Raw genomic sequence first — 25,135 nt, 5'->3', positions numbered from 1 at the left:
GACCGGCCGACACGGGGGACCGAGATGGAAGAACCAGCTGGACCGGGTGCGCTGCCGGCCCCCGGCCGCACCGTTATTGCCGAGACCGCCGTGGCCAAGGTGGCCGCGATCGCGGCGCGCGCCGTACCCGGGGTTTTCGCGCTGGGTGCCGGCAGTGCCCGGGCCCTGAGCGCCCTGCGGGATGCGGTCGGCGGCGGCGAGCAGAACCAGGGTGTGCGCGTGGAGGTCGGCCAGACCCAGGTGGCCGTGGACGTGAGCCTGGTGGCGTTGTACGGCGAGCCGCTGCAGGACCTGGCCGCCCGGGTCCGCGCCGCCGTCTACCAGGCCGTCGAGGACCTGGTAGGCCTGGAAGTCATCGAGGTCAACGTGGAGATCAACGATGTCCATCTGCCCGGGCTCAGCGAGGCCCGGGCGGTGGAGAAGCCGGCCCGGACGCCCGCGCCGTGAGACGCGCCGGTGGCTGGCCGCAGGAACGCTCCACAGGGCGGGGAAGCGAGGCTTGGATGAGCTACACAGTGGTGGGAATGGCAGCCGGAGCGGTCCTGGCCTGGGCCACGCTCAGCTACCGGTTCTGGGGGTTCCTGATCATGCTCGTCTTCCTGGCCGCCGGGGCCCTGTGCGGCCGGGCGGCCGAGGGCAAGCTGGACCTGCGCGGCATCCGCGACGCTCTGACCGGGCGGCGTTCCTCTTCATGAGCGGCGGCACGGACGCGGGCCGGAGCCTAACCGGCCACACCCGCGTGAGCACCCAGGCCCTGACCAGCACCGCGCAGGGGGTGGCCGGCGAGGTGCTGGGCGTCGCGCCGGAACTGGTCCGTGCCGCCTGGCGGGATGACAATGGCTCGCTGGCCCTGGCCCTGTCGCTGCCGCTGGGCATTCCGGCCCTGGACCGGGTGGTGGCGGATCCGCGCCTTGTGGCCGGCTTCGACGGGACCGTTCGGGAGCGGCTGCAGGCCGCCAAGGGCCGGATCCTGGACCGGATCGCGCAGCTGAGCGGTTCGGCGCTGAGCCGCGTGGACATCCGGGTCACGGGCGTGCGGATCCGGGAAGGGGGCCGGGTGCGGTGACCCAGCTCAGGGACGACACGGCGCGGGACAGCCTGCGGGCCGGCCTGGTGCGGCGCGAAATGCACAGCTCCCGGGCGCCGGCCTCCCTCATTCTGGCCTTCCTGCTGGCGGCGCTGTGCCTGTACGTGCTGCTGGAAGTGCTGCTCGAAGCCATCGGCCAGCCGCCCTGGCTGCTGGACCCGCGGGGCTTCGCCGCCTGGCTAAACCAGCTGCCGGACAATGCCAGCCCGCTGGTTCTGGGCGCGTCCGGAACCCTGATCCTGCTGGCCGGACTGGTCTTTTTCCTGCAGGGCGTGTTGCCCGGCCGGCTGCACCGCCACCTGCTCCCCAGCCGGCGCGGGATCGTGGTGGTCGATGACGAGGTCATCGCCGCCGCCCTGGCCCGGCGGGCCCGGCTGGCCGCGAATGTGACCCGTGAACAGGTGCTGGTGACCGTCACCCGCAGCACGGTCGAGGTCCAGTTGCGGCCCACTTCGGGCAGGCCGGTCAGCGAGGTGGCCATCCAGGCCGCGGTCGAGGACGAACTGGCACGCACCGGGATCGAGCCGGTGCCGCTGGTGACCGTGCGGGTCTCCGCCTCCGGGGTGGTGGGGCAGTGAACCAGACCCCGCGCGCGCTCAACCGGGTGGTGCTGGCCGTCTGCGGGCTGGCGCTGATGGCCGCCGGCGCGCTGGTGGTGGCGCTCGCGGTCTTCGAACCGGTAGCCCGCTGGTGGCGGTCGGCCACGGCGGAGGCGGGGAATCGGCTGGACCAACTGCTGGCGGACACCACGCTGCCCGGCCAACCCGGCAGCTGGGTGTGGCTGGCGGCCGCCGGCGGGCTGGTGGTGGTCCTCCTGCTGCTGCTGGGCTGGACCGTCCAGCAGGGCAGCGGCCGCCTGGGTACCGTGGTGGTGGATTACGACGGCGACGGCGCGCCCGGCATCGTGTCGCTGGGCAGCGAGGTGGCCGAGCAGGCGCTCAAGGCGGCGCTGCATGAACGCCCCAACATCCTGCATGCGTCGGTCGCAGCCTACGAATACCGCCGCGTGCCGGGACTGCGGCTGCGGGTGCTGCCGCGGCCGGGCGTGGCCCCGCAGGCGGTGGCTGCGGACATCATGGAGCTGGTCGAGGCACTGGACCAGGTGGTGGGTTTCGACCCGCCGGTGGTGCTCAGCATCGGCGCCGGCGCCCGCTCCCGGCTGGTCCGCGCCGACCACCGCGTGCACTGAGCGCGCCGGATAACCAACCTAACTGCCGTTGGGCAGCAGCCAGACCGCCGCGTCCGCGGCCAGCACGCCGCCGTCTGCCGTGCCGGGGCCGGAGGCCAGCACCACCCGGTAGCCGGCCGGCAGCGGCACCGGCCCCTTGCCCATGTTGGCCAGCACCAGCAGCGAGTGGTTGTGGTAGGACAGGATTCCGGCCGCCGGGTTGTGTGCGTCGCTCCAGACCAGGCTGCCGTGGCCCAGGCCGTGGCCGGCGCGCAGCCGCAGGGCGTGGCGGTAGAACTCGTAGGTGGAACCGTCTACTCCCACCTGCCGGTCCGCGGCGTAGCGCGCAAAGCTGGCCGGCTGCGGCAGCCAGGGTGCGTGCCGGGACGAGCCCCAGCCGTAGCCGCGGTCCGCGGCCCGCCACGGCAGCGGCACCCGGGAACCGTCCCGGCCGCGTTCGGCGCCGCCGGTGCGGAAAAAGCTGGGATCCTGCCGGGCCTCGGCCGGCAGCGTGGTGTGCTCGGGCAGGCCGAGTTCCTCGCCCTGGTAGATGTACGCGGAGCCGGGCAGTGCGAGCATGACCAGCGCGGCGGTGCGGGCCCGGGCCAGGCCGAGCTCTTCGTCGGGCTGTTCGTCCTCGGCGCCGATGCCCTTCGGGTAGCTGGTGGGATCCGACAGCCCGAACCGGGAGGTGTGCCGCACGGTGTCGTGGTTGGAGAGCACCCAGGTGCCGGGCGCGCCAACCGTGGCGGCGGCCAGCAGGGACTCGTCGATGCTCCGGCTCATCCGCACCGCGTCCCAGCCGGCCAGCAGGTAGCCGAAGTTGAAGGCCTGCTGCATTTCGTCCGGGCGCACATAGGCAAAGAGCCTCTCGGCCGGCTCCACCCACGCCTCGGCCACCATCATCCGGTCCCCGGGGTATTCGGCCAGCACGCGGTGCCATTGCCGGAAGATCTCGTGCACGCCGTCCTGGTCGAAGTACGGCGGCGCGGCGGGCACGGGGTTTTCCCGGTTGTCCAGCGCGCTGCCGGCCACCATGGCGGAGCGGGCGGACCAGTCCGGCAGCCCCGCGGCCTTGACCAGCCCGTGGGCCACATCCACCCGGAAGCCGTCCACGCCGCGGTCCAGCCAGAACCGCAGCACGGAGACTATCTCCGCGCGGACCTCGGGGTTGTCCCAGTTCAGGTCCGGCTGGCGGGTGTCGAACAGGTGCAGGTACCACTGGCCGGGGCGGCCGTCCGGCCCGGCGAGCCGGGTCCAGGCGCTGCCGCCGAACACCGACTGCCAGTTGTTTGGCGGCTGCGCCCCGCCCCGGCCCCTGCCGTCGCGGAAGATGTAGCGGGCCCGTTCGGGCGAGCCCGGGGCGGCGGTGCGCGCCTGCCGGAACCACACGTGCTCGTCCGAGGTATGGTTCGGGACCAGGTCCACGATCAGTTTCAGTCCCAGTTCGTGGGCCCTTGCCAGCAGGCCGTCGAAGTCCGCCAGGCTGCCGAAGAGCGGATCCACCGCGCGGTAGTCCGCGACGTCGTAGCCGGCGTCGGCCTGCGGGGAGGCATAGAACGGGCTGAGCCAGAGGGCGTCCACGCCCAGGTTCTTCAGGTAGGGCAGTTTCGCGCTGATGCCGGCCAGGTCCCCCATGCCGTCCCCGTTGGCGTCCGCGAAGGAGCGCGGGTAGATCTGGTAGACCACCGCGTCCCGCCACCAGGGCTGACGCGAAGTCCGGCCGGCCACGTTGCCAAATCCTGTCTGTGCAGTGGACATGCCTTCATTCTGGCAAGGTCAGGAGGCCCGGGCCAGTTGCCGGATCTTGATCCAGCGTGCGGCCAGCCGGCGGTAGGCCGCCGCCGCGCCGGTCATGTCGCCTTCGACCAGGCATTCGATGCCGGCGCGCACATCGCCGGGGGAATCGTCCGGGAAGACCAGGTGGGCCAGCTCCCCGTAGTCCAGTTCCACGATGCCGGCGAGCGAGAAGGTCTCGAGCCACTCGGTGATTTCGGTGAGCTCCTCGAGCAGGTCCAGTCCGGGGGCGGCGATCGCCAGCGAGGCCGCGGCGTAGCGGGCCCGGTCGATGCACTGGGAGATCGGCGCGGCCAGCCGCACGGTTTCGATGCCGCCGTCGTCCTCGACCACCTCGATCCGGTCATCCTCCCGGAACAGCACGAACCAGCCGAACGGGATGCCCCAGGTGGCGCTGCGGGTATGCAGCTTGGACAGCGACTCGGCGAAGCTGTCCGGGTCCAGCCGCTCCTGCTGGGCCACCCGCGCGGCATCGGGCACCAGCAGTCCCAGCAGCGGGTTGCGCAGGTTCTGGGTCAGGGATTCGGCGGCCAGCGTGCTGCGCACCGCGAGCTGGTTGGGGCAGTAGTACGGGGTGCTCAGTCCCTCGGCGGACGGGTAGCGCAGCACCCGCACGATGTCCTGGCCGTCATGCGGGAACGGATCCGAGACCGGGCGGGTGATCCGCCGCAGCGACTCGCTGCGGTCCAGCTGTTCGGTGGCTTCCCGGTCCCTGCCGCGCTGGGCCAGGATGAGCAGCTGCTGCTGGTCGTCGAAGGCGTCCAGCGGCTCGTAGATCCGCAGGAAGGAGACGTACGGGAATCTCCCAGTCATGGTGGCTAGTCCAGTTCCACGATCACGGGTGCGTGGTCCGAGGCGCCCTTTCCCTTGCGTTCGTCCCGGTCGATCACGGCCCCGGTGACCCGGGCCGCCAGGGCGGGGGAGGCCAGCACGAAGTCGATCCGCATGCCTTCCTTCTTGGGGAAGCGCAGCTGGGTGTAGTCCCAGTAGGTGTACACGCCGGGGCCGGGGTTGTGGAGCCGGACGACGTCGGCGAAGCCCGCCTCCTCGATCGCCCGGAAGGCGGCCCGCTCGGGTTCGCTCACGTGGGTGAGCCCCTCGCGCCGGAAGAACTCGATGTCCCAGACGTCGTCGTCCTGCGGGGCGATGTTCCAGTCGCCCATCAGCGCGATCTGCGCCTGCGGGTTCGCGTCCAGCCAGCTCCGGGCCTGGCTCCGCAGTCCGTCCAGCCACGCCAGCTTGTAGGGCATGTGCTCATCGTCCAGGGCCCGGCCATTGGGTACGTACAGGCTCCAGACGCGCATCCCGCCGCAGGTGGCGCCGATGGCGCGCGCCTCCGCGACCGGGTTCAGCCCGCTCTTGCCGAACGGCGGCTGGCCCACGAAGGTGCGTTCGACGTCGTCGAGCCCCACCCGCGAGGCGATCGCGACGCCGTTCCACTGGCTCAGGCCGAAGTGGGCCACCTCGTAGTCGTTCTTCTCGAAGAGCTCCCAGGGAAAGTTCTCATCCTTGGCCTTGGTTTCCTGGATGGCCAGCACATCGACGTCGGAGCGCTGCAGCCAGGCTTCGACCCGGTCGGCACGGGCACGGATGGAGTTCACATTCCAGGTAGCAATCTTCACAGTGCCTAGGTTACCGAATAGCTACTGCCACCATTTGTCGAAGATGCTCACCGGCACGGTGCGCTTGTGCCGGGTGCGCAAATACTTCTGCTCGATTGCCGCGGCCACCTCGTCCGGCACCTGCCGGCCTTCGAGGTAGTCGTCGATCTGGTCGTACTTCAGCCCCAGCTCGTCCTCGTCCGTGCGCCCGGGCCGGTGATCCAGCAGGTCCGCGGTGGGCACCTTGGCATGCAGTGCGTCGTGCGCGCCGAGGTAGGCCAGCAGCTGCCGGTTCTGCCGCTTGTTCAGGCCGAACAGCGGCAGGACGTCCACCCCGCCGTCGCCGTACTTGGTGAAGAAGCCGGTGACGGACTCGGCCCCGTGGTCGGTGCCGATGACCAGGTAGTTGTGCTCCCCGGCCAGCGCATACTGGGCGATCATCCGGGACCGGGCCTTGACGTTGCCCTTGCCGAAGTCGGAGAGCTCCCGGCCGGTGGTGCCGGCGAATTCGGACTCGAAGCCGTCCACGGCCGGGCCGATGTTGAAGGTCTGGACCGTCTTGGGCCGGATGAACTCCAGCGCGGCCTGGGCGTCCGCCTCGTCGTGCTGGACCTTGTAGGGCAGGCGCACGGCGACGAAGCCGGCGTCGATGCCTTCGGCGGCGAGCTCCTCCACGGCCAGCTGCGCCAGCTTGCCGGCCAGCGTCGAATCGATGCCGCCGCTGATGCCCAGCACGAATCCCTGGGTGCCGGTGGCCTTGAGGTAGGCCTTGAGGAACGCGACCCGCTTGGCCACTTCCTGGGCCGGATCGATGGCGGGCTTCACACCCATTTCTTCAATGATGGTGGCCTGGAGTTCGCGCATGCGCATCAGCCTACTACCGGCTGGTTTCAAATGGGTTCCACGGGCAGGCCGCCGGACCGGATTTTGCGGGACGAGCGCTGGGCAAAGCTCCCCGGACGCCACCGGCCAACTAGAATCGAGACCATGACCGTCCTCGACACCGCCTCCGCCCGTGCCCGCCTGCTGGAACTGATCAAGGAACTCGCCGTCGTGCGGGGCAGGGTGATCCTCTCCAGCGGCGCCGAAGCGGACTACTACATCGACCTGCGCCGCATCACGCTGCACCACGAGGCCTCCCGCCTGGTCGGGCAGGTCATGCTGGCCATGCTCGACGAGGCAGGCATCGGCTGCGAGGCGGCCGGCGGCCTGACCATGGGTGCCGATCCGGTGGGCACCGCGCTGATGCACGCCGCCGGCGACGCCGGCCGCGCCGTCGACGCGTTCGTGGTGCGCAAGGCGCAGAAGTCCTACGGCATGGGCCGCCAGGTGGAAGGTCCGGACGTCAGCGGCCGGCCCGTCGTCGTCCTGGAGGACACCTCGACCACCGGCGGGTCGGCGCTGGCCGCCGTCGACGGCGTGCGCAAGGCCGGCGGCAACGTCCAGGCCGTGGCGGTCATCGTGGACCGGAACACCGGGGCCAAGGAACGCATCGAGCAGGAGGCCGGCGTGCCCTACCTGTTCGCCTTTGGCAAGGACGAACTGGGCCTGGACTAGGCTCCGGATTCCGGCCGGCCGCGCCGGCCGCTGCCTGAGGCCGTATCGGTATGGATTTTCCGGATCATGAGGCCGTCCGCCAGCTGCGCATGGCCAGCGGGCTGCACCAGGTGTCCCGGCGCAGTTTCCTGATCGCGTCCGCTTTCGCCCTGGCCACCAGCGCGGACCTGCTGGCCACCCGCAGGCTGCAGGCGGAGCGCTCGGACCCGCGCATCCTGGTGCTGGAGGACGAGGCGGCGCGCCAACGGTTCCCGCTCAGCAGCTGGGTGCTCTTCCCCGGCTACAAGACCAGCTGGGAAGAGGGGCTGTGGATCCTGAATTCGCTGCGCCCTGCGCTGACCCGGCGCGGCCAGCTGGCGGTGGCGGGCTATTCCAACCGCGGACTGGACCTGGCGCAGCTGGCCCGGGTGCTCCAGCGCCATGTCGAGGAGCAGGGCCTGGAACGGCTCTACTTCTACGGGCACAGCTTCGGCGGCATGGTGGCGGTGGAAATGGCGGCCCGGCTGCGGGCCAAGGGCATCGGCGTGGAGCTGATCCTGATGGATTCCACCCCGTACAGCCGCTTTGACGTGCTGGACCGGACCATGTTCGAGGGCGTGGTGCTCAGCTACGAGGCCGGCTACCAGGTGCCCAGCGTGCTGCGCGGGGGCTACGAGCTGGGTGAACGGATCGTCAACAAGCACGAGCGCAGCTGGCGGACGGTCATCGAGCAGAGCATGGAACAGCTGTCCCCGCTGGCGGTGTCCAGCGCGCTGATCCAGTCCGAGTCCGCCTACATCTACCATTTCGAGGGCCGCGGCTTCGCCTCGCAGCTGGGCCGGACCAAGCTTGCCTGGATGGGCAATCCGGCGGACAAGACGGTGAATTACAACACCGCCCGGCGCAGCTGGCTGGTCAATTTCAAGGAGCATTTCCTGACCAATGAGCTGGTGACGGCCGGGGCACTGCCGGCGCATGCGAGCCCGCAGTGGAACCCCGCCGTCTACCAGCCGCTGATCGAGACCTTGGAGGACACCCACTTCCCGCTGCCGTCCATCGGCGGCCTGCGCCGGCCGGTTTAAGGCCGGCGGAGGCCGGCGTCAGCCCAGCGGCCCGGTGACGTGTTCGACGGCGGTGCGCAGCGCGCCGTCGGCAATCAGCTCCTCCGCTGCGGCCAGATCCGGCGCCAGGAAGCGGTCCGGCCCCGGGCCGCCGACCCGTCCGCGCAGTGCGGCCAGCGCGGCGGCGGTGGCCGGACCCGGCTGCAGCGGGGCGCGCAGTTCGATGCCACGGGCGGCGGCCACCAGCTCGATCGCCAGCACCCGGCGCAGGTTGGCGACGGCGGTGCGCAGCTTGCGGGCCGCGTGCCAGCCCATGGACACGTGGTCCTCCTGCATCGCCGAGCTCGGGATCGAGTCCACGCTGGCCGGTACGGCCAGCCGCTTGTTCTCCGAAACCAGTCCGGCCTGGGTGTACTGGGCGATCATCAGGCCCGAGTCCACGCCCGGGTCGTCGGCCAGGAACGGCGGCAGGCCGTGCGAGCGGGCCGGATCCAGCAGCCGGTCGGTGCGGCGTTCGGCGATCGAGGCGACGTCGGCGGCCACGATGGCCAGGAAGTCCAGCACGTAGGCCACCGGGGCGCCGTGGAAGTTGCCGTTGGAGGTGACCGTGCCGTCGGGCAGCACCACCGGATTGTCGATCGCCGCGGCCAGTTCGCGCGCGGCCACGGTGGCGGCGTACTCCACGGTGTCCCGGGCGGCGCCGGCCACCTGCGGGGCGCAGCGCAGCGAGTAGGCGTCCTGGACCCGGGTGTCCCCTTCCCGGTGCGAGGCGACGATCGGGGAGTGGGCCAGCACGCGCAGCATGGTGTCCGCGCTGGCGGCCTGGCCCGGGTGCGGGCGCAGCGGAGCGTGCAGTTCGGGCCGGAAGACCTGGTCCGTGCCCAGCAGCGCCTCCACGCTCATCGCAGCGGTGATGTCCGCGACGGTGAGCAGGCCGCGCAGGTCCGCGATCGCCATGACCAGCTGGCCGAGCATCCCGTCGGTGCCGTTGACCAGGGCCAGGCCTTCCTTCTCGGCCAGCACCACCGGCTCGATGCCGGCCTCGGCCAGCAGTTCGGGCACCGGGCGCTCGGCGCCGTCGGGCCCGGTGGCCCGGCCCTCGCCCATCAGCACCAGGGCACAGTGCGAGAGCGGGGCCAGGTCCCCGGAGCAGCCGAGCGAACCGTACTCGTGCACCACCGGGGTGATGCCCGCGTTGAGCAGGGCGATCAGGGTCTCGAGCACCTCCGGCCGGATGCCGGTGCGGCCCGAGGCCAGGGTCTTGGCGCGCAGGAACATCAGGGCGCGGACCACCTCGCGCTCCACCGCCGGGCCCATCCCGGCGGCGTGCGAGCGGATCAGGGACTTCTGCAGCTGGGTGCGGTGGTCCGCCGGGATGTGCCGGGTGGCCAGGGCGCCGAAGCCGGTGGAAATGCCGTAGACCGGGGTGTCTGACCGGGCCAGCGCGTCCACGTGCGCCCGGACCCGGGCCACCTCTTCGCGGGCCCCGGGGGAGAGTTCCACCCGGGCGCCGTGGCGGGCCACGGCAATGACGTCGTCGGCGGTGGTGCCGGCGGTGTCCAGTACCACGGTGGCGAGTTGCGCCGTCGTCATGATTACTTTCCTTCGTTCATGGGGATGCGGACGCCGCGTTCGGCGGCGACCTCGATGGCACGGGGGTAGCCGGCGTCGGCATGGCGGATCACGCCCATGCCCGGGTCGTTGGTCAGCAGCGCGGTCAGCTTCGCCGCGGCCAGCTCGGTGCCGTCGGCCACGGAGACCTGGCCGGCGTGGATCGAGCGGCCGATGCCCACGCCGCCGCCGTGGTGGATCGAGACCCAGGTGGCCCCGGAGCTCGCGGCGGTCAGCGCGTTCAGCAGCGGCCAGTCGGCGATGGCGTCGGACCCGTCCGCCATGGCCTCGGTCTCCCGGTACGGGGAGGCGACCGAGCCGGAGTCCAGATGGTCCCGGCCGATCACGATCGGGGCCGAGACCTTGCCCTCGGCCACCAGCCGGTTGAACAGCAGGCCGGCCTGGTGGCGCTCGCCGTAGCCGAGCCAGCAGATCCGGGCCGGCAGGCCCTCGAACTCCACGTGCTCGGCGGCGGCGTCGATCCAGCGGTGCAGGTGCTCGTTGTCCGGGAAGAGGTCCTTGATCGCCTCGTCGGTGACCCGGATATCCTCCGGATCCCCGGACAGGGCGACCCAGCGGAACGGGCCCAGGCCCTCGCAGAACAGCGGACGGATGTAGGCCGGGACGAAGCCGGGGAACTCGAAGGCCCGCTCGCAGCCGCCCTTGCGGGCCTCGTCGCGGATCGAGTTGCCGTAGTCGAAGACCTCGGCGCCGGCATCCTGGAATTCGACCATCGCCTGCACGTGCCGGGCCATCGAGGCCTGGGCCTTTTTGGTGAAGCCGACCGGATCCGCCTCGGCCTCGGCGTGCCAGTCCTCGACGGAGATGCCCTCGGGCAGGTAGCTCAGCGGGTCATGGGCGCTGGTCTGGTCCGTGACGATGTCCACGGTCAGCTCGCCGGCCTGGTGGCGGCGGAGGATTTCGGGGAAGACCTCGGCGGCATTGCCCACGTAGCCCACCGACAGGGGCCGGCCGGCGGCCTTGGCGGCGAGCACCTGGGCGAGCGCGGCGTCCAGGTCGGTCTCGACCTGGTCCAGGTAGCGCTTGGATTCGCGCCGGCGCAGCCGGGATTCGTCCACGTCCACGATCAGGCAGGTTCCGCCGTTCAGGGTCACGGCCAGCGGCTGGGCCCCGCCCATGCCGCCGCAGCCGCCGGTCAGGGTCAGCGTGCCGGCCAGTGTCGCTCCTGGTGCCGCGGACCGTTTGGCGGCGACGGCGGCGAAGGTCTCGAAGGTGCCCTGCAGGATGCCCTGGGTGCCGATGTAGATCCAGGAGCCGGCAGTCATCTGCCCGTACATCATCAGCCCCTCGGCCTCGAGCCGGCGGAACTCCGGCCAGGTGGCCCAGTCGCCGACCAGGTTCGAGTTGGCGATCAGCACCCGCGGGGCCCACTGGTTGGTCCGGAACACGCCCACCGGCTTGCCGGACTGCACCAGCAGCGTTTCGTCCTCCGCCAGCGTCTCCAGCGTGCGCACGATCGCGTCGTATGCTTCCCAGGACCGGGCGGCGCGGCCGGTGCCCCCGTAGACCACCAGGTCCTCCGGCCGCTCGGCGACCTCCGGGTCCAGGTTGTTCATCAGCATCCGCAGCGGGGCCTCCGTCTGCCAGCTCCGGGCACGCAGCTGGGTGCCGCGCGGTGCCCGGATGCTGCGGGAGAGGTCATGCCGGGTGAAGTTCTCAGCCATTTGGCGTTCCTTCTTTCGCGTCGTGGGACTTCTGCCTCCATCAAACAGTCCGCGCAGCCCCGGCGCACCGGGGTTCGCCGCGGTTGTGTCCGGTATTCCAGACAACATGGCTTTGCCGGAGCGTTCAGGTGCCGTAGAGGCGGTGCGAGAGTTCCGCCGCCGCGGACCGCAGTTCGGCCAGCAGCGTCTCGCGCTGTTCGGCGCCGATCCGGTGGCTCAGGAACGTGACCGCCACGGCGGCGGCCGGCCAGCCCACATGGTCCAGCGCAGCCACCGCCAGCGAGGCGAAGCCGGGGGTCACATCCCCCTCTTCGGTGGCGTAGCCACGATGCCGCACCTGCTCCAGATGGGACTTCAGCTGCGCGTAGCCGGTGATGGCCGGCTCCGGCTGGCGGACGGTGAAGGAGTCCTTGTCCGGGAAGAGGGCGCGCAGCTGCGAGGCCGGCAGCGCGGCCAGGATGGCCCGCCCGCTGGCGGTCAGGTGCGCCGGCAGCCGGACCCCGACATCGGTCACCAGGGACGGGCGGTTCTTGGCCCGTTCCTCCACCAGATAGAGGACGTCCCGTCCGTGCAGCACGGCCAGGTGGGCGCTTTCACCCACCCGGTCCACCAGTCCCGCCAGCAGCGGCCGGCCCAGCCGGGCCAGCGGTTCCTGCCGGGCGTAGGCCGAGCTCAGTTCGAAGGCGGCGATGCCCAGGCCGTAGACCCGCTCCCGCGGCAGGTGCAGCACAAAACCGTTCTCCTGCATCACTGTGAGCAGGTGGTACACGCTTGAGCGCGGCAGCCCGAGGGCAGTGGCAATCGCCGCGGCGGACACCGGGCCGCGCCGCGAGGACATGTAGCGCAGGATCCGCAGCGTGTGTTCGGCCGCGGGGACCTTCGAGCCGGGCATGCCGCACCTCCGGGCAAAAAGCAGGCGGGTCCGGGATTCCAGACCTTTCCCGAAATTCTGGCACAGCCCGCGGCCCCGGTTGGCCGGTGGCGTTCCGGCCGCCGTGCGTTGGCTAGCCTTGGGGAGTGGAAACGAACGCAACCGGGGCACTCACCGAGGCCGCCGTCGAACCTGTCCAAGACGACGAACACCGCGAACACCACGGCCACCAGGTCGGCGTCGGGCCGTGGGAAGGCGCGGCCCCGGCGGGCGACCACTGGGATCCGGAGCTGCTGGCGAAGGGGGACCGGCGCAACGTCACGGACCAGTACCGCTACTGGAAGCACGAAGCGATCGTGGCGGACCTGGACGCGCGGCGGCACAACTTCCACGTCGCGATCGAGAACTGGCAGCATGACCTGAATATCGGCTCGGTGGTGCGCTGCGCCAATGCCTTCCTCGCCAAGGAGGTGCACATCGTCGGACGACGGCGGTGGAACCGGCGCGGCGCGATGGTCACCGACCGGTACCAGCACGTGCGCCACCATCCCACGGTGGAGGACTTCGTGGCCTGGGCCCAGGGCGAGGGGCTGCGGATCATCGGGATCGACAACTTCCCGGATTCGGTGCCGCTGGAGACGTACGACCTGCCGGAAAACTGCGTACTGGTCTTTGGCCAGGAGGGGCCGGGGCTGACACCGGAGGTCCACCAGGCGGCCGATGCCACGCTGTCCATTGCGCAGTTCGGCTCGACGCGCTCCATCAATGCCTCCGCCGCGGCGGCTATCGCCATGCATGCGTGGATCCGGCGGCATGTCTTCGGGCAGGCTGTCGGGCACCGGCTTGGCTGAAGCTGCTGCGTAAGTGGCTCCCGAATGCCTAGGATCTATTCCCATGACGTCTGTTGACTCCGCCGGCCGCCGGCCCGGATCCTAGCCTGCAGTGATGGACCATCGCCCGCGGATCCTCGTGGTCGAGGACGACCTCCGGCTGGCCGCCATGCTCGACGGCCTGCTTCGGGAGGAGGGTTACGATGTCGCCCTGGCGCACAATGGGCAGCAGGCACTGCATTTCGGCCTGACCCGGGAATTCGATGTCCTGCTGATTGACCGGGGGCTGCCGGTGATGGAAGGGCTGGAAGTGCTGACCCGGCTGCGCCGCAAGGGTGTGCTGGCACCCGCACTGGTCCTCTCGGCCCTGGCCAACCCCATGGACAAGGTGGAAGGGCTGGACCGGGGTGCGGAGGACTATCTGGCCAAGCCGTTCGATATCGACGAACTTCTCGCCCGGCTCAGGGCGGTGCTCCGCCGCAGCACGGCTACTGTTTCGGTGCTGCGTATCCCCGGGGGGCGGCTGGACGTTTCCGGCCGCTCCGTGACGCTGGACAGTGGGGCTGTGCTGGTGTTGTCCGAACGTGAAGGCGATCTGCTGGAACACTTCGCCCGCCGCCCCACGCAGATATTCCCGCGGGACGACCTGCTTCTGAGCGTTTTCCCCGATGCCACCGACGAAGGCGTGGTGGACACCTACGTCCACTACCTGCGCAGGAAGTTGGGGCGCGACGTCGTCCTCACGGTCCGCGGCATCGGCTACCGGCTTGGCGCAACCGGGTGAACGGACGGGAACAGGCCGAACTGCGGCAGGCAGTCAAACGCCTGGCCGTGCGGTTCACGGCACTGATGCTGGTGCTGCTGGCGCTGGTCGGCGCCCTGGTCTACACGATCGTCGCCTCTGCTGCGTCCCAATCGGTGCAGCAGGCGCTCCGCGAAGCAACCCAGGCCGCTGAGCCCAAGGAAGTGCCGCCGGGTGTCTTTGTCGCCGTCCTGGACGCGGGCCGCCTGGAGGTCTCCCGCGGCATGCCCGAGGGCCTGCCGGTCCGGGAGGCGATGTCAAGGGTGTCAGCAGGAGCCGGAACCGTGGAGGAACAGGTGGATGTGGGCGGGCGCCTGTTCACCGTGCGTACGGTCCGGCATGAGGGGATGACGGTCCAGGCGGCCGTGGATTTGCACGAAAGCCGTGAGGAACTGCGGCGGCTGCTCCTGGCCCTCGGGATGGCTGGACTGCTGGCTGTGGGCGTTGCGGTATTCATTGCCGTATGGATGGCGCGGCGTGCGATGCAGCCGATGGCGGAGGCGCTGGCCATGCAGCGGCGCTTCGTGGCCGATGCGAGCCATGAACTGCGCACGCCCCTGACCTTGCTGAGCACCCGGGCACAGCTGCTGCGCCGCAGGCTGGGCCGGGACGCCGCCGGCGGGAACTGGCAGGAGATTGCCGGCGGCGTCGACGAGATCCTCGAGGACTCCCGGCAACTGACCGGCATCCTCGAGGACCTGCTGATCTCCGCCGATCCCCGTGAGGCCGCCAGCCCGGAACCCGTCCAGCTACAGGCGGAAGCGGATTCGGCGGTTGCTGCCCAGGGCCCGCTGGCTGCCCGCCGCGGCCTCGAACTGGTCCGGACCGGGGACCAGGCCGCCGTGACCGTGGCGGGGTCCAAGGTCTCGCTGCAGCGGGTGTTTACTGCGCTGATCGCCAATGCGCTGGACCACGCACGCAGCAAGGTCCAGGTCGAGGTCACGGCCCGGGGCCGGGACGCCGTCATCCGGGTGTCCGACGACGGTGAAGGCTTCGCCCCGATGGCTGCCTCCCGTGCCTTCGAACGTTTTGCCAGCTCCCGTTCGGACAGCGGAAGCCAGCGCCACTATGGGCTTGGGCTGGCGCTGGTGGCCGAGATAGCGGCCCGCCACCACGGGACGGTCCGGATCGAGCCGGCCCGGCCGGGGCAGGGCGCAACCGTGGTCGTGACCCTGCCGTTGGTTCAGCCGTCTTCATAGCCGGCTGGTACCTGCGTCCAAGAATCCTCAAAGAATCCGCGCGGAGGATAGTAACCAGCGGATCTTCCGCCGGATTGATTGGAGGGGTGATGAGCGCAGGAACATCGGGCAGGCGGCTCGCGCTTGCGGTCACGGCTGCCCTGGGTCTGGGCAGCGTTGGCGCGCTGGCCATCGCTACCGGTGCGGTCTATGCGGAAACCGCCGCCAAATCTGCTGCCGCGGATCCGGGGACTTCGGACAAAGCTGCAAAGCAGGAGTCGTCGTCCAAATCGGATGAACAATCCGAGGATGGCGTCCCGTCCGGGGCGCAGGATGACGACGACGGCGGCGGCAGCGCCGGTTACCATACGGTTCCCGTGCAGCCCGGAACGGGCCGCGCCCCGGACGTGCGCTCGCAAGGATCCTGAGATGGCCTGCGAAACGTGGGAGGTCTGGGGGACTGAGGCATCCGTCGTCGTCACCGAGCCGGCGGCGCTCACCGCAGCGTCGGCCCTGGTGCGGCAGGTATTGCAGTCCGTCGACGAGGCCTGCAGCCGCTTCCGTAGTGACTCCGAATTGATGCGCCTGCGGGCTCCGCTGGCCCGCGGCACCGAGGTCAGCCAGACGCTGGCCCTGCTGGTCCGGCAGGCTGTGCGTGCGGCCAAATGGACCGGCGGGGATGTGGACCCCACGTTGGGCAATAACCTGCTGGCCCTCGGCTATGACCGGGATCTGCGCAGCATCGATCCCATTGCCCGCCGTTCGCCAGCGGAACCTGCGGCGGCCGGTGCGGCACCGCACCTGCCCGGATGGAAGCGGCTGCGCCTGGACGGAACCTGGCTTCAGGTCCCGGCGGATCTGCTGCTGGATCTGGGGGCCACCGCCAAGGCTGTGGCCGCAGACCTGGCGGCGGCCAAGGTCTTCGAGGCGCTGGACTGCGGTGTGCTGGTTTCCCTGGGCGGCGACCTGGCCAGTGCAGGGCCGTGCCCCGACGGCGGCTGGCAGGTGCTGGTGCAGGACACCGGTGCCGATCCTGCCCAGCAGGTATCCCTGGCCCCGGGCTGCGCCATGGCGACCTCGAGTACCCGGAAGCGGCGCTGGCAGTATGCGGGCCGGGAGATGCACCACATCCTGGACCCGCGTTTCGGGCAGCCTGCCGAAGCCGTCTGGCGCAGCGCCACCGTTGCTTCCCGGTCCTGCCTGCGGGCCAACGCGTTCAGCACCGCGGCCATCGTCCGCGGTTATGCCGCCGTCGGCTGGCTCGAGTCCCGGAAACTGGCGGCACGGCTGGTGGACCGGAACGGGAACGTGGTGGTCACCGGCGGCTGGCCGCAGCCGGCCTATCAGCCTGCCGGGGAGAGCGCACATGGATGAGGCGCTCTGGGCGTTTGGCCGCGCCAGCGGCGCCGTCTCGCTGGCCCTGTTCACGCTGTCGGTGGTTTTGGGGATCCTCGTGCGCTCCGGTCGGCCGCTGCTGGTCCTGCCGCGCTTCGCCGTGACCCTGGTCCACCGGAACGTCGCCCTGTTCGCACTCATCTTCCTGGGACTCCATGTGGGCACGCTGATGCTGGATCCCTATGCGCAGCTGCGCCTGGTCGATGTGGTGGTGCCGTTCCTGGGCGCCGTCAAACCGTTCTGGCAGGGGCTGGGAACGGTGGCCCTGGACCTGGCCGCCGCGGTGGTGGCCACCAGTCTGCTGCGCCGCCGGCTGGGCCCGGGCATCTTCCGCGCCGTGCACTGGCTCACCTACGTGCTGTGGCCGGTGGCGCTGCTGCACGCTGTGGGCAACGGCACCGATGGCACCAGCAAGTGGTTCCTGCTGCTTGCCCTTGCCGCCGCGGCAGCAGTGGGTGGGGCGGGCCTCTGGCGGTTGTCCCCGAGGTTCTTGGAATCGGCGCGGCTGCGCCAAGAGGAGGCGTCGTGACGATCTCACCAGCTTCGGCAGCCTTCCGGGGCACCAACGCAGCAGCACCCGAAGGCAACAACCGCCTCTTCGCAGCCGGCGCCTATGCCAACTACCGGAGCCACCTGCTGACCTACGGGCCGGCCGGCACCGGATATGCCACCGCCGGATTGCTGGAACTGCTGGAGGCCTCGGGCCTGACCGGACGTGGCGGGGCAGGTTTTGCCGCATGGCGGAAAGCGGCCGCCACGGCTGCCGCCCGCGGCCGGTTCGGTGGCGGTCCCGTGGTGATCGCCAACGGGGCGGAGGGCGAGCCGCTCAGCTTCAAGGACAGGACGCTGCTGCACCATGCGCCGCACCTGGTCCTGGACGGCCTGCTGGCCGCCGCGGACGCGCTGGCGGCCTCCCGGGTCTACCTGTACACCGCGGCGTCGAACCTGCCGCCGGTACGCCAGGCAATCGGGGAACGGCCCGAGGCTGGAAGGATCCGGCTGGTGGAGGCCCCTGATACGTTCATCTCCGGGGAAGCCAGTGCGGTGGTCAATGCAATCGAAAGCGGTTCGGCCACGCCAGTGGACAGGATTGGCCGGCTCACCGAGCACGGGTTCAAGGGCAGGCCCACCCTGGTGCAGAATGTCGAAACCTTGGCCCATCTGGGACTGATTGCCCGTTTCGGCCCCGACTGGTTCCGCAGCGCCGGCACCGAGCGGGACCCGGGTACCAGGCTGGTCTCGGTCTCCGGTGACGTTCCCGCCGAACAGGTGCTGGAAGTCGCCGGAGAGACCCCGCTGGTGGACGTCCTGCGCGCCGCCGGTGCCGATCCGTCCGCGTTGTCGGGCGTACTGGTCGGCGGTTTCCATGGACGCTGGGTGGATCCCGGGAACCTGCTGCTCTCCGCCGCGGGACCGGCGCAGGAAATCGTCAGGCCCGGCGCCGGCGTCGTCTTCGCCTTGGGATCGCACCGCTGTGGGTTGGCCGAGACCGCAAGGATCGCGGCTTATCTGGCCACTCAGTCCGCCGGGAAGTGCGGACCGTGCAGGTTCGGGCTGCCGGCGTTGTCGGCGACCCTGGACCGGCTGGCCTACGGAGGTGCCGATCCGGCTTTGCTGCCGGAGCTGCGTCGGCTTCAGTCGATGGTGGCCGGCCGCGGTTCCTGCCACCATCCGGACGGAACGGTGCAGCTGACTGCCAGCGCGCTGGCAGTGTTTGCCGACGACGTCGACCGGCACCTGGCCGGATACTGCAACCGGAAGGAGTTGCTGTCGTGAGCGCCGCAACCGGTCCGGAACCTGCCGGCCACCTGCACATTAACTGGACCAGATGCGATGGGCGCGGAATCTGTACCGAACTACTGCCGTCCCTGCTCATCCGCGACGACTGGGGCTACCCGCTGGCCGCGGACCCGGAGTTGGCAGAAAAGTCCCGGATCCCGTTCGGCCGAGCCTCGGAGCGGGACGTGGCCGATGCCGTGGCGCTGTGCCCGCGGCTGGCCCTCACGGTTCTGCGACCGCGGTGAAGGCAGGCGGCAGCGCCGGCCCCCGGCTGCTTCGTAAATTTAACCTAATATAACCATCTCGATTCACTTCTACTCGAACAAGTATCCTAATAGGATTCTTCCATGGCAGCAGAAGTCTGGGAGCCCGATCCGGACGAGTGGGAGGACCCGCTCGAGGATCCGGGGCTGCCTGACGGCGGCCTGCCGCCGGACCCCGGCCCGGACCGGCCCTCGTCCGCAGGGGTTTGGGTCAATATCGTGCCCATGCTCCCGGACCCGGACGAGGACTGGGTGGACGGCGACGATGACGAGGACCCGGACCCGTTCCGGATCCCCGTTGACCGTGCACCGGCCCGCGCGCCGCTGAATGCCGCTCCGCAGCAACTGCTGGCCCTGCTTGCCGGACTGGAACCGGCCGGCCTGGTGTACGAAGAGGCCGCGGACGCCCTGGTGATGGTGCGGCGGTCGCGCTCCTTCCTGGATGCCTGGGAGGCGCGGCTGCTGGGGCGGATGCAGGCGGCGGCCGAGCAGGAGCAGCCGTGCGCCGGGGAGCCGGAGGACTGCACGCTGGCGGCCGGGGCCCGGACCGAACGGCTTGCCTCGGCGTCGGTCGCCGAGGAGGCGGCGCGCCTGCTGCGGATTCCGGGCGGCCAGGCGTCCACGCTGCTGGAGGATGCCCGCCGGCTGACATCGGAACTCACCCCCACCCTTCGGGCCCTGGCCGGCGGACAGTTGACCGGTGCCCAGGCGCAGGTGATTCTGGCCGAATCCCGCTTCCTGCCGGCATCCGCCCGTCCGGCGTTCGAAGCCGAACTGCTGACGGACGCCCACACGATGACACGTCCTGCGCTGATCTGCCGGGCGCGGAAGCTCCGTGAACAGCTGCACCCGGAGACCATCGCGGCTCGCCGTACCAAGGCCGAAGCGGACCGCTGCGTGGAGCTGCGGCCGCTCGAAGACGGGATGGCCTGGCTCGGGCTGTACACAACGGCCGAAAAAGCGGTCGCAGCCTTCAACCGGATCCAGGGCACGGCCGTGGCACTGCAGGGACCGGGCGAATCCCGGACACTGACGCAGCTGCAGGTCGATGTGGCCGCGGACCTGCTGCTCTCCGCTCCCTGCGCTGCCGGCCCTGCGGGCGGGTCGGACTCCGGCATCACCGCGCAGGTGATGATCACGGTCCCGGCCCTGACCCTGCTGGGGGCGGATGATACGCCGGCGGAGCTGGAAGGCTACGGTCCGCTCCCGGCCGAAGTGGCCCGCCGGCTGGCCGGCGACGCACCCTCGTTCACCCGGCTGCTGACGGACCCGGTCAGCGGGGCCGTGCTGGCCATGGACCGCCGGCAGTACCGGCCGACCAAGGCGCAGCGCCGGTTCCTGCGCGGCCGGGACCGGACCTGCAGATTCCCCGGCTGCCGCCGCTCCGTGCGCTCCTGCGACCTGGACCACACGCTGGCCTGGTCCCGGGGAGGCCGCACGGATGCGGACAACCTGGCCTATCTGTGCCCGCGGCACCACGCCTTGAAGACGGCCGGGCTGTGGACCGCCCGGCAGCCGGAGGCAGGCACGGTCTGCTGGACCTCGCCCGCCGGGCGCACCTACACGGACCATCCCGAACCCTTGGCCGCGACCCCGCCGGCCCGGTTCCCCGCCCTGCTGGATCCACTCATGCAACCCCTGCTGGAGCCCCGCCCGGAACGCTGCGGGACGCAGGAGTCCGGCGGCCCGCCCGGGGCGGATCCTGACCGGGAGGGGCCTGCGCCCTTCTGACTCCGCGGTAGTGCGGTGCCTGCCGGCGCCGCGCGGCTGCCGGCGCTTCATACAACTACCTGTTGGCCCTGCGCCGGGCCGCTCTGGCTAGGATGGGTAACAGAGGTCACGCCCTCCTGTATTCACCTGGCGATCGAGGAGAAACCATGCCCGTTGCAACCCCCGATATCTATGCCGAGATGATCGACCGCGCCAAAAGCGGCGGCTTCGCGTACCCGGCCATCAACGTCACGTCCTCGCAGACCTTGAATGCGGCCCTGCAGGGCTTTGCGGACGCCGGCTCGGACGGCATCGTCCAGGTCTCCACCGGCGGTTCCGCCTACTGGTCCGGCGCCGGGGTCAAGGACATGGTCGCCGGTTCGCTGGCCTTCGCCGCATTCGCGCGCGAGGTGGCCAAGAAGTACCCGGTCAACGTCGCACTGCACACCGACCACTGCCCCAAGGACAAGCTGGACGGGTTCGTGCTGCCGCTGCTTCAGGCTTCCGAGGCCGAGGTCAAGGCCGGCCGCGACCCGCTCTTCAACTCGCACATGTGGGACGGCTCGGCCGAATCGCTGGATGAGAACCTGCGCATCGCCGAGGACCTGCTGGCCCGCACCGCCGCGGCCAAGATCATCCTCGAGGTGGAGATCGGCGCCGTCGGCGGCGAGGAGGACGGCGTCGAAAACGAGATCAACGAAAAGCTCTACACCACCGTCGACGACGGGCTGAAGACCATCGAGGCCCTCGGTGCCGGCGAGAAGGGCCGCTACATCACGGCCCTGACCTTCGGCAACGTCCACGGCGTCTACAAGCCCGGCGGCGTCAAGCTGCGTCCGGAGCTGCTCAAGCAGATCCAGGATGAGGTGGGTGCCCGGATCGGCAAGGCCAAGCCGTTCGACCTGGTCTTCCACGGCGGCTCCGGCTCCTCCGAGCAGGAAATCGCGGACGCGGTCTCCTACGGCGTGATCAAGATGAACATCGACACCGACACCCAGTATGCCTTCACCCGCCCGGTGGCCGGCCACATGTTCACCAACTACGACGGCGTGCTGAAGGTGGACGGCGAGGTCGGCAACAAGAAGACCTACGACCCGCGCGTCTGGGGCGCCGCGGCGGAGAAGTCCATGGCCGCCCGCGTGGTGGAGGCTGCCAAGCAGCTGGGCTCGGCCGGGAACACCTTCTGATGGCGGACCTGGGACGGAACCTGCTCGGCCCCGAGCCGACCTACCTGCCGGAGGAGACCGAGGTGCTGGCGCGCCTGGACGCCGGCGACGAGCCGCTGGACCTGGCCGCCCGGTTCCCCACGTCCTCTTTGATCTGGGCGCTGCTGGCGGACGAGGCCCACGACGAAGGGCGGACCATCGAGTCCTACGCCTTTGCCCGGGTCGGCTACCACCGCGGGCTGGACGCCCTGCGCCGCTCCGGCTGGCGCGGGGCGGGCCCGATCCCGTGGGAACATGCGCCGAACCGCGGCTTCCTGCGGGCGCTCTACGCGCTCGGCCGGGCGGCCGCCGCGATCGGTGAGACCGAGGAAGTCGAGCGGATCGGCAAGTTCCTCAACGACTCGGATCCGGACGCCCGGGCAGCCATCGAGGCGGCTGCCGGAACCGTCTAAGCGGCGCCGGTCAGGCCTTCGAGCCGGCGATGATCCGCTTGGCCGCGGCGTAGTGCTTTGCGGTGCAGGTGCCGCCGTAGCCGGCGACGTAGGACTTCGTGGTGTTCCCGGACGTGCTGAACGTCCCCTTGCGCTGGGCGCCCATCACATCGGAGATGCAGTCCGCCATGTGTTCGGTGCCGTTGGCCTTGCCGTAGACCCGGTTCATGGCCGTCCGAAGGGCCGCCGCATTGTAGTCGTAGGCGCGGTACTGCAGGATGTGGCCGCATTCGTGGTACTGGATGGCCACCGCCAGCTGATGGTTCGGATGCAGCTTGTCTCCCCAGCCGGTCACCGTGGACAGCTGGATCTGCAGCTTGGCCTTCACGGTGGATCCCGATGTGACGGTGGAGAAGCTCGCCTGGTTCACATTGCTGGTGTTGGTGGAGATCGGCACTCCGCTGCACCACTTGGCAATGTTCTTGGCGGCGGACTGGGCCCAGGACAGCTTGCCCACCGGGGTGGACAGCTTGACCTTGCTGACCTTCGAGAGCAGGACCCAGCCGGTTCGCGAGCCATAGTCGACCTGGACGCGCCGGTCGTCCGGGCTCGTCCGGCCGGTGCGGGTGCCGACCGTGTAATCCGCCGGCACGGTGGCGAGCTTCGTGGTCCCGGCCGCGGAGGAGTACAGGCTGGTGGCGGCATTGGTTTGGTATTTGGCCACGATGGTGCCGGTGGCGGCGGCCACCGCGGCGGGTGCCGCAACTCCGGAAAAGAGGCCGGAGAGCAGCAGGGCCGCTGCAGCGGCCAGCGCAAAGGCGCGCATTGGAATCCTTTCAGAGTGGCCCCGCACGCCGTCGGCGCTGTGGCGGCCACCTCAACTACATCTTTTGGATTTGTTGTGCCCTTGCAGGCTCGAACGCCCCCCGGGCCCGGTCAGTAGAATCGTCTGCTGGGACCGCGCGAAAGGACTGGATTGGCCAAGCTGTATTTCCGCTATGGGGCGATGAACTCGGGTAAGTCTACGGGGCTGCTGCAGGTGGCCTTTAATTATGAAGAACGCGGACAACGGGTGCTGCTGGCCAAACCCGTGCTGGATACCAAGGGGGACAGCGCGATCGTCTCCCGGCTGGGCGTGACCCGGGAGGCGGACTTCCTGATCCGTCCGGGCGAATCGGCGCGGGACCATTTCGGCAAGGTCGCCGCGGGCGAAGACCCGGAGGCGCTGCTCGAGCATGTCGAGGTCCAGCCGGTGGCCTGCCTGCTCGTGGACGAGGCCCAATTCCTGGAACCCGGGCAGGTGGATGACCTGTTCCGGATCGCCGTGCTGGACAACGTGCCGGTGCTGGCCTACGGCATCCGCACGGACTTCCGCACCGAGGCCTTCCCGGGCGCCCGGCGCCTGCTGGAGATCGCCCACACCCTCGAGGAGCTCAAGACCATCTGCCGCTGCGGCCGCAAGGCGGTGTTCAACACCCGCCGGATCGGCGGGCAGATCGTGTTCGACGGTGAGCAGGTCGCCATCGACGGCCAGGACGTCGGCTATGAGTCGCTGTGCGGCACCTGCTACCTGCACGCCTCCGGCGGCAGCCTGGGCTGACGGGTCCGGGCCGAGGTGGACCGTCCTCTGGCGGCTCCAGCGGCTCAGGCGTAGCCTGCAAGAAGCCGCGGACCGGGAGGAATCAGCCATGTCAACCATCACGGCCTTCACCACCACCGAGCTGGTGTACCTGCCGCCGTCGCGGGTCTGGGCGCTGCTGACGGACTGGACCGCCGCGCCTGAGTGGATGCCCGGAGTGAGCGAGATGCACGCCGAAGGCCCGCTGGAACCCGGACTCGCGCTGGATTTCCATGCCCAGGGCCATGACCGCACGGCCACGGTCTCCGCCGTCGATCCGGGCCGCAGCATCACCATCAGCTCGGGCCAGGGGGACGTGCATGCGGACTACCGCTATGAACTGGCCGACGACGCCGGGGACACCCGCCTGACGCTGACCGTCGACGTCGCGGTCAGCGAGGAGCTGGCCGGGATGGCCGGACAGATCGGGCAGGAGCTGGCGGCGGCGGAAGCCGGGCAGCTGGAGAACTTCAAGCGCTATGCGGAGAAGGCCCCCTGAGCCGGCCGGCCAGGGCCTGCGCATCGAAGGGCGCGTGCGCGGCAGCGGTGTTGTCGAAATACACGTACACGTCGCGTCCGGCCCCGTCCGGACAGCCGGACCCGGAAAGCCAGCCGCGGATCCTGGCCGCCCAGGCGTCCAGTTCGGCACCGCTGTAGCCGCTGACGTAGAGTTCGGTGCTGCCGTGCAGCCGCAGGTAGAGGAAATCCGCGGTCACCTCGTGCAGCAGCGGCCACTTGCCCGCCGTGTCCGCCACCACCAGGGCGGTGTTGTAGCGGCGCATCAGCCGGTAGCACTCCTCGGTGGCGAAGCTGCGGTGCCGCACCTCCAGCGCGTGGCGCAGCGGCCGATCCACCCCGGCACCGCCGCCGTCCGCCGGCCAGGTCCGATCCGCCGGCAGGTCCGCGTGCGCGGCGGCCAGCCCGGCCGCCGCGGCGGTGCTTTGCGGCAGCAGCGCCAGGAACTCCTCCAGCACCGCGGCGTGGTAGCGCAGCCGCGGCGGAAGCTGCCAGAGCACCGGCCCGAGCTTGGTGCCAAGCGCCAGCACGCCGGAGGCGAAGAAGTTGGCCAGCGGGACGCGGACCTGGTGCAGTTCGTCCACGTGGGTGATCAGCCGGCTGCCCTTGACCGCGAAGACAAAGTCCTCCGGCACGGTGTCGTGCCACTTCAGGTAGCTGGACGGGCGCTGCAGGCCGTAGAAGGAGCTGTTGATCTCCAGCGAGGCGACCTGCCCGGCGGCGTACTCCAGCTCCAGCCGCTGCGGCAGCCCGGCGGGGTAGAAGACGCGGCGCCACTCCGGATAGCGCCAGCCGGAAATGCCGACCAACACGGTGCCTGACCCTGCGGTGTTTCCCGCTGCGTTTCCTGCGGCCACACCCGGCAGGCTACCGCCCGGTGCCGCCGGCGGCCAGCGGCGCCGGGCCCGTTTCGGCTAAACTTAGGGCGTAAGAGCCCCAAAACCTCCTGCACTGTACTTGCTGCACGGAGTGCGGGGCTGTCCCATGCACGGCGGACCACCTCGGGTCAGCGGCACCGTCCGCGCCGGAG

General features: G+C 70.3%; 29 protein-coding genes. 20 read left to right on the top strand and 9 right to left on the bottom strand.

All coding sequences use genetic code 11. The features are described from left to right. Positions 1-24: 24 nt before the first annotated feature. From LVY72_RS22115 to LVY72_RS22095, 5 genes are read left to right on the top strand one after another with little or no spacing between them, the layout of a single operon-like run. A complete protein-coding gene (locus tag LVY72_RS22115; protein ID WP_237826713.1) occupies positions 25-447 on the top strand; it encodes an Asp23/Gls24 family envelope stress response protein in 423 nt (140 codons plus the stop codon). Between the two features lie 56 nt (positions 448-503). Continuing rightward, positions 504-695: a DUF2273 domain-containing protein gene (locus LVY72_RS22110; protein WP_237826710.1), complete on the top strand. Its 192-nt coding sequence runs from the start codon at positions 504-506 to the stop codon at positions 693-695. A 44-nt stretch (positions 696-739) separates the two neighbouring features. Next, the gene (locus LVY72_RS22105) at positions 740-1,066 is read left to right on the top strand and encodes a hypothetical protein (RefSeq protein WP_308190860.1); all 327 of its coding nucleotides are present in this window, start codon (positions 740-742) and stop codon (positions 1,064-1,066) included. Then, entirely contained in the window at positions 1,063-1,665 is a 603-nt protein-coding gene (locus LVY72_RS22100) for a hypothetical protein (protein ID WP_237826704.1), read from the top strand. The genes LVY72_RS22105 and LVY72_RS22100 overlap by 4 nt, the downstream gene beginning before the upstream one ends. Further along, entirely contained in the window at positions 1,662-2,276 is a 615-nt protein-coding gene (locus LVY72_RS22095) for a hypothetical protein (protein WP_237826701.1), read from the top strand. Before LVY72_RS22100 ends, LVY72_RS22095 begins: the two co-directional genes overlap by 4 nt. An 18-nt stretch (positions 2,277-2,294) precedes the next feature. Here LVY72_RS22095 and LVY72_RS22090 read toward each other — a convergent pair whose 3' ends face one another. Genes LVY72_RS22090 through nadE form a run of 4 tightly spaced genes read right to left on the bottom strand, consistent with a single transcriptional unit; the run spans position 2,295 to position 6,517 of the window. After that, on the bottom strand, positions 2,295-4,016 hold the full coding sequence (locus LVY72_RS22090) for a glycoside hydrolase family 13 protein (RefSeq protein WP_237826697.1): 1,722 nt from the start codon (positions 4,014-4,016) through the stop codon (positions 2,295-2,297). A gap of 18 nt (positions 4,017-4,034) precedes the next feature. Next, complete coding sequence (locus LVY72_RS22085) at positions 4,035-4,865, bottom strand: DUF8083 family protein (protein WP_237826695.1); 831 nt, start codon at positions 4,863-4,865, stop codon at positions 4,035-4,037. A gap of 5 nt (positions 4,866-4,870) precedes the next feature. Beyond that, positions 4,871-5,674 (bottom strand): exodeoxyribonuclease III, encoded by an 804-nt coding sequence (locus LVY72_RS22080; protein WP_237826693.1) that lies wholly within the window; start codon positions 5,672-5,674, stop codon positions 4,871-4,873. A gap of 21 nt (positions 5,675-5,695) precedes the next feature. Continuing rightward, positions 5,696-6,517, bottom strand: coding sequence for an NAD(+) synthase (nadE, locus tag LVY72_RS22075; RefSeq protein ID WP_237826691.1), 822 nt, complete (start codon positions 6,515-6,517; stop codon positions 5,696-5,698). A gap of 123 nt (positions 6,518-6,640) precedes the next feature. Between nadE and pyrE the strand changes: the two genes are divergently transcribed. Together pyrE and LVY72_RS22065 are read left to right on the top strand one after the other, a co-directional pair. After that, positions 6,641-7,210 carry an orotate phosphoribosyltransferase gene (gene pyrE, locus LVY72_RS22070; protein WP_237826689.1) on the top strand — a complete coding sequence of 190 codons (570 nt, stop codon included), beginning with the start codon at positions 6,641-6,643 and terminating at the stop codon, positions 7,208-7,210. Between the two features lie 50 nt (positions 7,211-7,260). Beyond that, the gene (locus LVY72_RS22065) at positions 7,261-8,271 is read left to right on the top strand and encodes a thioesterase domain-containing protein (protein ID WP_237826687.1); all 1,011 of its coding nucleotides are present in this window, start codon (positions 7,261-7,263) and stop codon (positions 8,269-8,271) included. Between the two features lie 18 nt (positions 8,272-8,289). On the opposite strand, the gene hutH is transcribed toward LVY72_RS22065, so the two are convergent. From hutH to LVY72_RS22050, 3 genes are all read right to left on the bottom strand, one after another. Beyond that, on the bottom strand, positions 8,290-9,843 hold the full coding sequence (hutH, locus tag LVY72_RS22060) for a histidine ammonia-lyase (RefSeq protein ID WP_237826685.1): 1,554 nt from the start codon (positions 9,841-9,843) through the stop codon (positions 8,290-8,292). A gap of 2 nt (positions 9,844-9,845) precedes the next feature. Continuing rightward, complete coding sequence (gene hutU, locus LVY72_RS22055) at positions 9,846-11,546, bottom strand: urocanate hydratase (RefSeq protein ID WP_237826681.1); 1,701 nt, start codon at positions 11,544-11,546, stop codon at positions 9,846-9,848. 124 nt (positions 11,547-11,670) lie between these two features. Further along, complete coding sequence (locus LVY72_RS22050) at positions 11,671-12,438, bottom strand: IclR family transcriptional regulator (RefSeq protein ID WP_237826670.1); 768 nt, start codon at positions 12,436-12,438, stop codon at positions 11,671-11,673. A gap of 125 nt (positions 12,439-12,563) precedes the next feature. Here LVY72_RS22050 and LVY72_RS22045 point away from each other — a divergent pair, with 125 nt between their 5' ends. The 11 genes from LVY72_RS22045 (at position 12,564) to LVY72_RS21995 (ending at position 21,992) form a co-directional block, all read left to right on the top strand. Beyond that, positions 12,564-13,268, top strand: coding sequence for a TrmH family RNA methyltransferase (locus LVY72_RS22045; RefSeq protein WP_237826668.1), 705 nt, complete (start codon positions 12,564-12,566; stop codon positions 13,266-13,268). Between the two features lie 94 nt (positions 13,269-13,362). Continuing rightward, on the top strand, positions 13,363-14,031 hold the full coding sequence (locus LVY72_RS22040; protein WP_237826664.1) for a response regulator transcription factor: 669 nt from the start codon (positions 13,363-13,365) through the stop codon (positions 14,029-14,031). Continuing rightward, positions 14,028-15,248: a sensor histidine kinase gene (locus LVY72_RS24805; protein WP_237826662.1), complete on the top strand. Its 1,221-nt coding sequence runs from the start codon at positions 14,028-14,030 to the stop codon at positions 15,246-15,248. Before LVY72_RS22040 ends, LVY72_RS24805 begins: the two co-directional genes overlap by 4 nt. An 89-nt stretch (positions 15,249-15,337) precedes the next feature. Beyond that, positions 15,338-15,655, top strand: coding sequence for a hypothetical protein (locus LVY72_RS22030; protein WP_237826660.1), 318 nt, complete (start codon positions 15,338-15,340; stop codon positions 15,653-15,655). Position 15,656: 1 nt separating this feature from the next. After that, on the top strand, positions 15,657-16,601 hold the full coding sequence (locus tag LVY72_RS22025) for an FAD:protein FMN transferase (protein WP_237826658.1): 945 nt from the start codon (positions 15,657-15,659) through the stop codon (positions 16,599-16,601). Beyond that, positions 16,594-17,151 carry a ferric reductase-like transmembrane domain-containing protein gene (locus LVY72_RS22020; RefSeq protein WP_237826648.1) on the top strand — a complete coding sequence of 186 codons (558 nt, stop codon included), beginning with the start codon at positions 16,594-16,596 and terminating at the stop codon, positions 17,149-17,151. The genes LVY72_RS22025 and LVY72_RS22020 overlap by 8 nt, the downstream gene beginning before the upstream one ends. Further along, complete coding sequence (locus tag LVY72_RS22015; RefSeq protein ID WP_237826640.1) at positions 17,148-18,398, top strand: NADH-ubiquinone oxidoreductase-F iron-sulfur binding region domain-containing protein; 1,251 nt, start codon at positions 17,148-17,150, stop codon at positions 18,396-18,398. Before LVY72_RS22020 ends, LVY72_RS22015 begins: the two co-directional genes overlap by 4 nt. Continuing rightward, complete coding sequence (locus tag LVY72_RS22010) at positions 18,395-18,646, top strand: ferredoxin (RefSeq protein WP_237826638.1); 252 nt, start codon at positions 18,395-18,397, stop codon at positions 18,644-18,646. The genes LVY72_RS22015 and LVY72_RS22010 overlap by 4 nt, the downstream gene beginning before the upstream one ends. Before the next feature lie 102 nt (positions 18,647-18,748). Next, positions 18,749-20,395 (top strand): HNH endonuclease signature motif containing protein, encoded by a 1,647-nt coding sequence (locus tag LVY72_RS22005; protein WP_237826636.1) that lies wholly within the window; start codon positions 18,749-18,751, stop codon positions 20,393-20,395. Positions 20,396-20,541: 146 nt separating this feature from the next. After that, entirely contained in the window at positions 20,542-21,561 is a 1,020-nt protein-coding gene (gene fbaA, locus LVY72_RS22000; RefSeq protein WP_237826634.1) for a class II fructose-bisphosphate aldolase, read from the top strand. Next, positions 21,561-21,992, top strand: coding sequence for a DUF3151 domain-containing protein (locus LVY72_RS21995; protein WP_237826632.1), 432 nt, complete (start codon positions 21,561-21,563; stop codon positions 21,990-21,992). The genes fbaA and LVY72_RS21995 overlap by 1 nt, the downstream gene beginning before the upstream one ends. Positions 21,993-22,002: 10 nt before the next feature. Here LVY72_RS21995 and LVY72_RS21990 read toward each other — a convergent pair whose 3' ends face one another. Further along, positions 22,003-22,797: a hypothetical protein gene (locus LVY72_RS21990; protein ID WP_237826630.1), complete on the bottom strand. Its 795-nt coding sequence runs from the start codon at positions 22,795-22,797 to the stop codon at positions 22,003-22,005. A gap of 150 nt (positions 22,798-22,947) precedes the next feature. Here LVY72_RS21990 and LVY72_RS21985 point away from each other — a divergent pair, with 150 nt between their 5' ends. Both LVY72_RS21985 and LVY72_RS21980 read left to right on the top strand, forming a co-directional pair. Beyond that, positions 22,948-23,571, top strand: coding sequence for a thymidine kinase (locus LVY72_RS21985; protein WP_237826629.1), 624 nt, complete (start codon positions 22,948-22,950; stop codon positions 23,569-23,571). An 88-nt stretch (positions 23,572-23,659) separates the two neighbouring features. Further along, positions 23,660-24,088: an SRPBCC family protein gene (locus LVY72_RS21980; RefSeq protein ID WP_237826627.1), complete on the top strand. Its 429-nt coding sequence runs from the start codon at positions 23,660-23,662 to the stop codon at positions 24,086-24,088. On the opposite strand, the gene LVY72_RS21975 is transcribed toward LVY72_RS21980, so the two are convergent. After that, the gene (locus LVY72_RS21975) at positions 24,060-24,962 is read right to left on the bottom strand and encodes a DUF72 domain-containing protein (protein ID WP_237826620.1); all 903 of its coding nucleotides are present in this window, start codon (positions 24,960-24,962) and stop codon (positions 24,060-24,062) included. The genes LVY72_RS21980 and LVY72_RS21975 overlap by 29 nt on opposite strands. Positions 24,963-25,135 lie beyond the last annotated feature (173 nt).

This window comes from Arthrobacter hankyongi, from assembly GCF_022012395.1.
Lineage (GTDB): Bacteria > Actinomycetota > Actinomycetes > Actinomycetales > Micrococcaceae > Crystallibacter > Crystallibacter hankyongi.
The sequence above is the reverse complement of the archived record's forward strand: the minus strand, read 5'-3'. Positions and strand labels throughout refer to the sequence as shown.

Coding starts and splice junctions, on each gene's coding strand:
- LVY72_RS22115 (WP_237826713.1), top strand. CDS start 25: ATGGAAGAACCAGCTGGACCGGGTGCGCTGCCGGCCCCCGGCCGCACC.
- LVY72_RS22110 (WP_237826710.1), top strand. CDS start 504: ATGAGCTACACAGTGGTGGGAATGGCAGCCGGAGCGGTCCTGGCCTGG.
- LVY72_RS22090 (WP_237826697.1), bottom strand. CDS start 4,016: ATGTCCACTGCACAGACAGGATTTGGCAACGTGGCCGGCCGGACTTCG.
- LVY72_RS22085 (WP_237826695.1), bottom strand. CDS start 4,865: ATGACTGGGAGATTCCCGTACGTCTCCTTCCTGCGGATCTACGAGCCG.
- nadE (WP_237826691.1), bottom strand. CDS start 6,517: ATGCGCGAACTCCAGGCCACCATCATTGAAGAAATGGGTGTGAAGCCC.
- pyrE (WP_237826689.1), top strand. CDS start 6,641: ATGACCGTCCTCGACACCGCCTCCGCCCGTGCCCGCCTGCTGGAACTG.
- LVY72_RS22065 (WP_237826687.1), top strand. CDS start 7,261: ATGGATTTTCCGGATCATGAGGCCGTCCGCCAGCTGCGCATGGCCAGC.
- hutH (WP_237826685.1), bottom strand. CDS start 9,843: ATGACGACGGCGCAACTCGCCACCGTGGTACTGGACACCGCCGGCACC.
- hutU (WP_237826681.1), bottom strand. CDS start 11,546: ATGGCTGAGAACTTCACCCGGCATGACCTCTCCCGCAGCATCCGGGCA.
- LVY72_RS22050 (WP_237826670.1), bottom strand. CDS start 12,438: ATGCCCGGCTCGAAGGTCCCCGCGGCCGAACACACGCTGCGGATCCTG.
- LVY72_RS22040 (WP_237826664.1), top strand. CDS start 13,363: ATGGACCATCGCCCGCGGATCCTCGTGGTCGAGGACGACCTCCGGCTG.
- LVY72_RS22030 (WP_237826660.1), top strand. CDS start 15,338: ATGAGCGCAGGAACATCGGGCAGGCGGCTCGCGCTTGCGGTCACGGCT.
- LVY72_RS22025 (WP_237826658.1), top strand. CDS start 15,657: ATGGCCTGCGAAACGTGGGAGGTCTGGGGGACTGAGGCATCCGTCGTC.
- LVY72_RS22020 (WP_237826648.1), top strand. CDS start 16,594: ATGGATGAGGCGCTCTGGGCGTTTGGCCGCGCCAGCGGCGCCGTCTCG.
- LVY72_RS22005 (WP_237826636.1), top strand. CDS start 18,749: ATGGCAGCAGAAGTCTGGGAGCCCGATCCGGACGAGTGGGAGGACCCG.
- fbaA (WP_237826634.1), top strand. CDS start 20,542: ATGCCCGTTGCAACCCCCGATATCTATGCCGAGATGATCGACCGCGCC.
- LVY72_RS21995 (WP_237826632.1), top strand. CDS start 21,561: ATGGCGGACCTGGGACGGAACCTGCTCGGCCCCGAGCCGACCTACCTG.
- LVY72_RS21990 (WP_237826630.1), bottom strand. CDS start 22,797: ATGCGCGCCTTTGCGCTGGCCGCTGCAGCGGCCCTGCTGCTCTCCGGC.
- LVY72_RS21980 (WP_237826627.1), top strand. CDS start 23,660: ATGTCAACCATCACGGCCTTCACCACCACCGAGCTGGTGTACCTGCCG.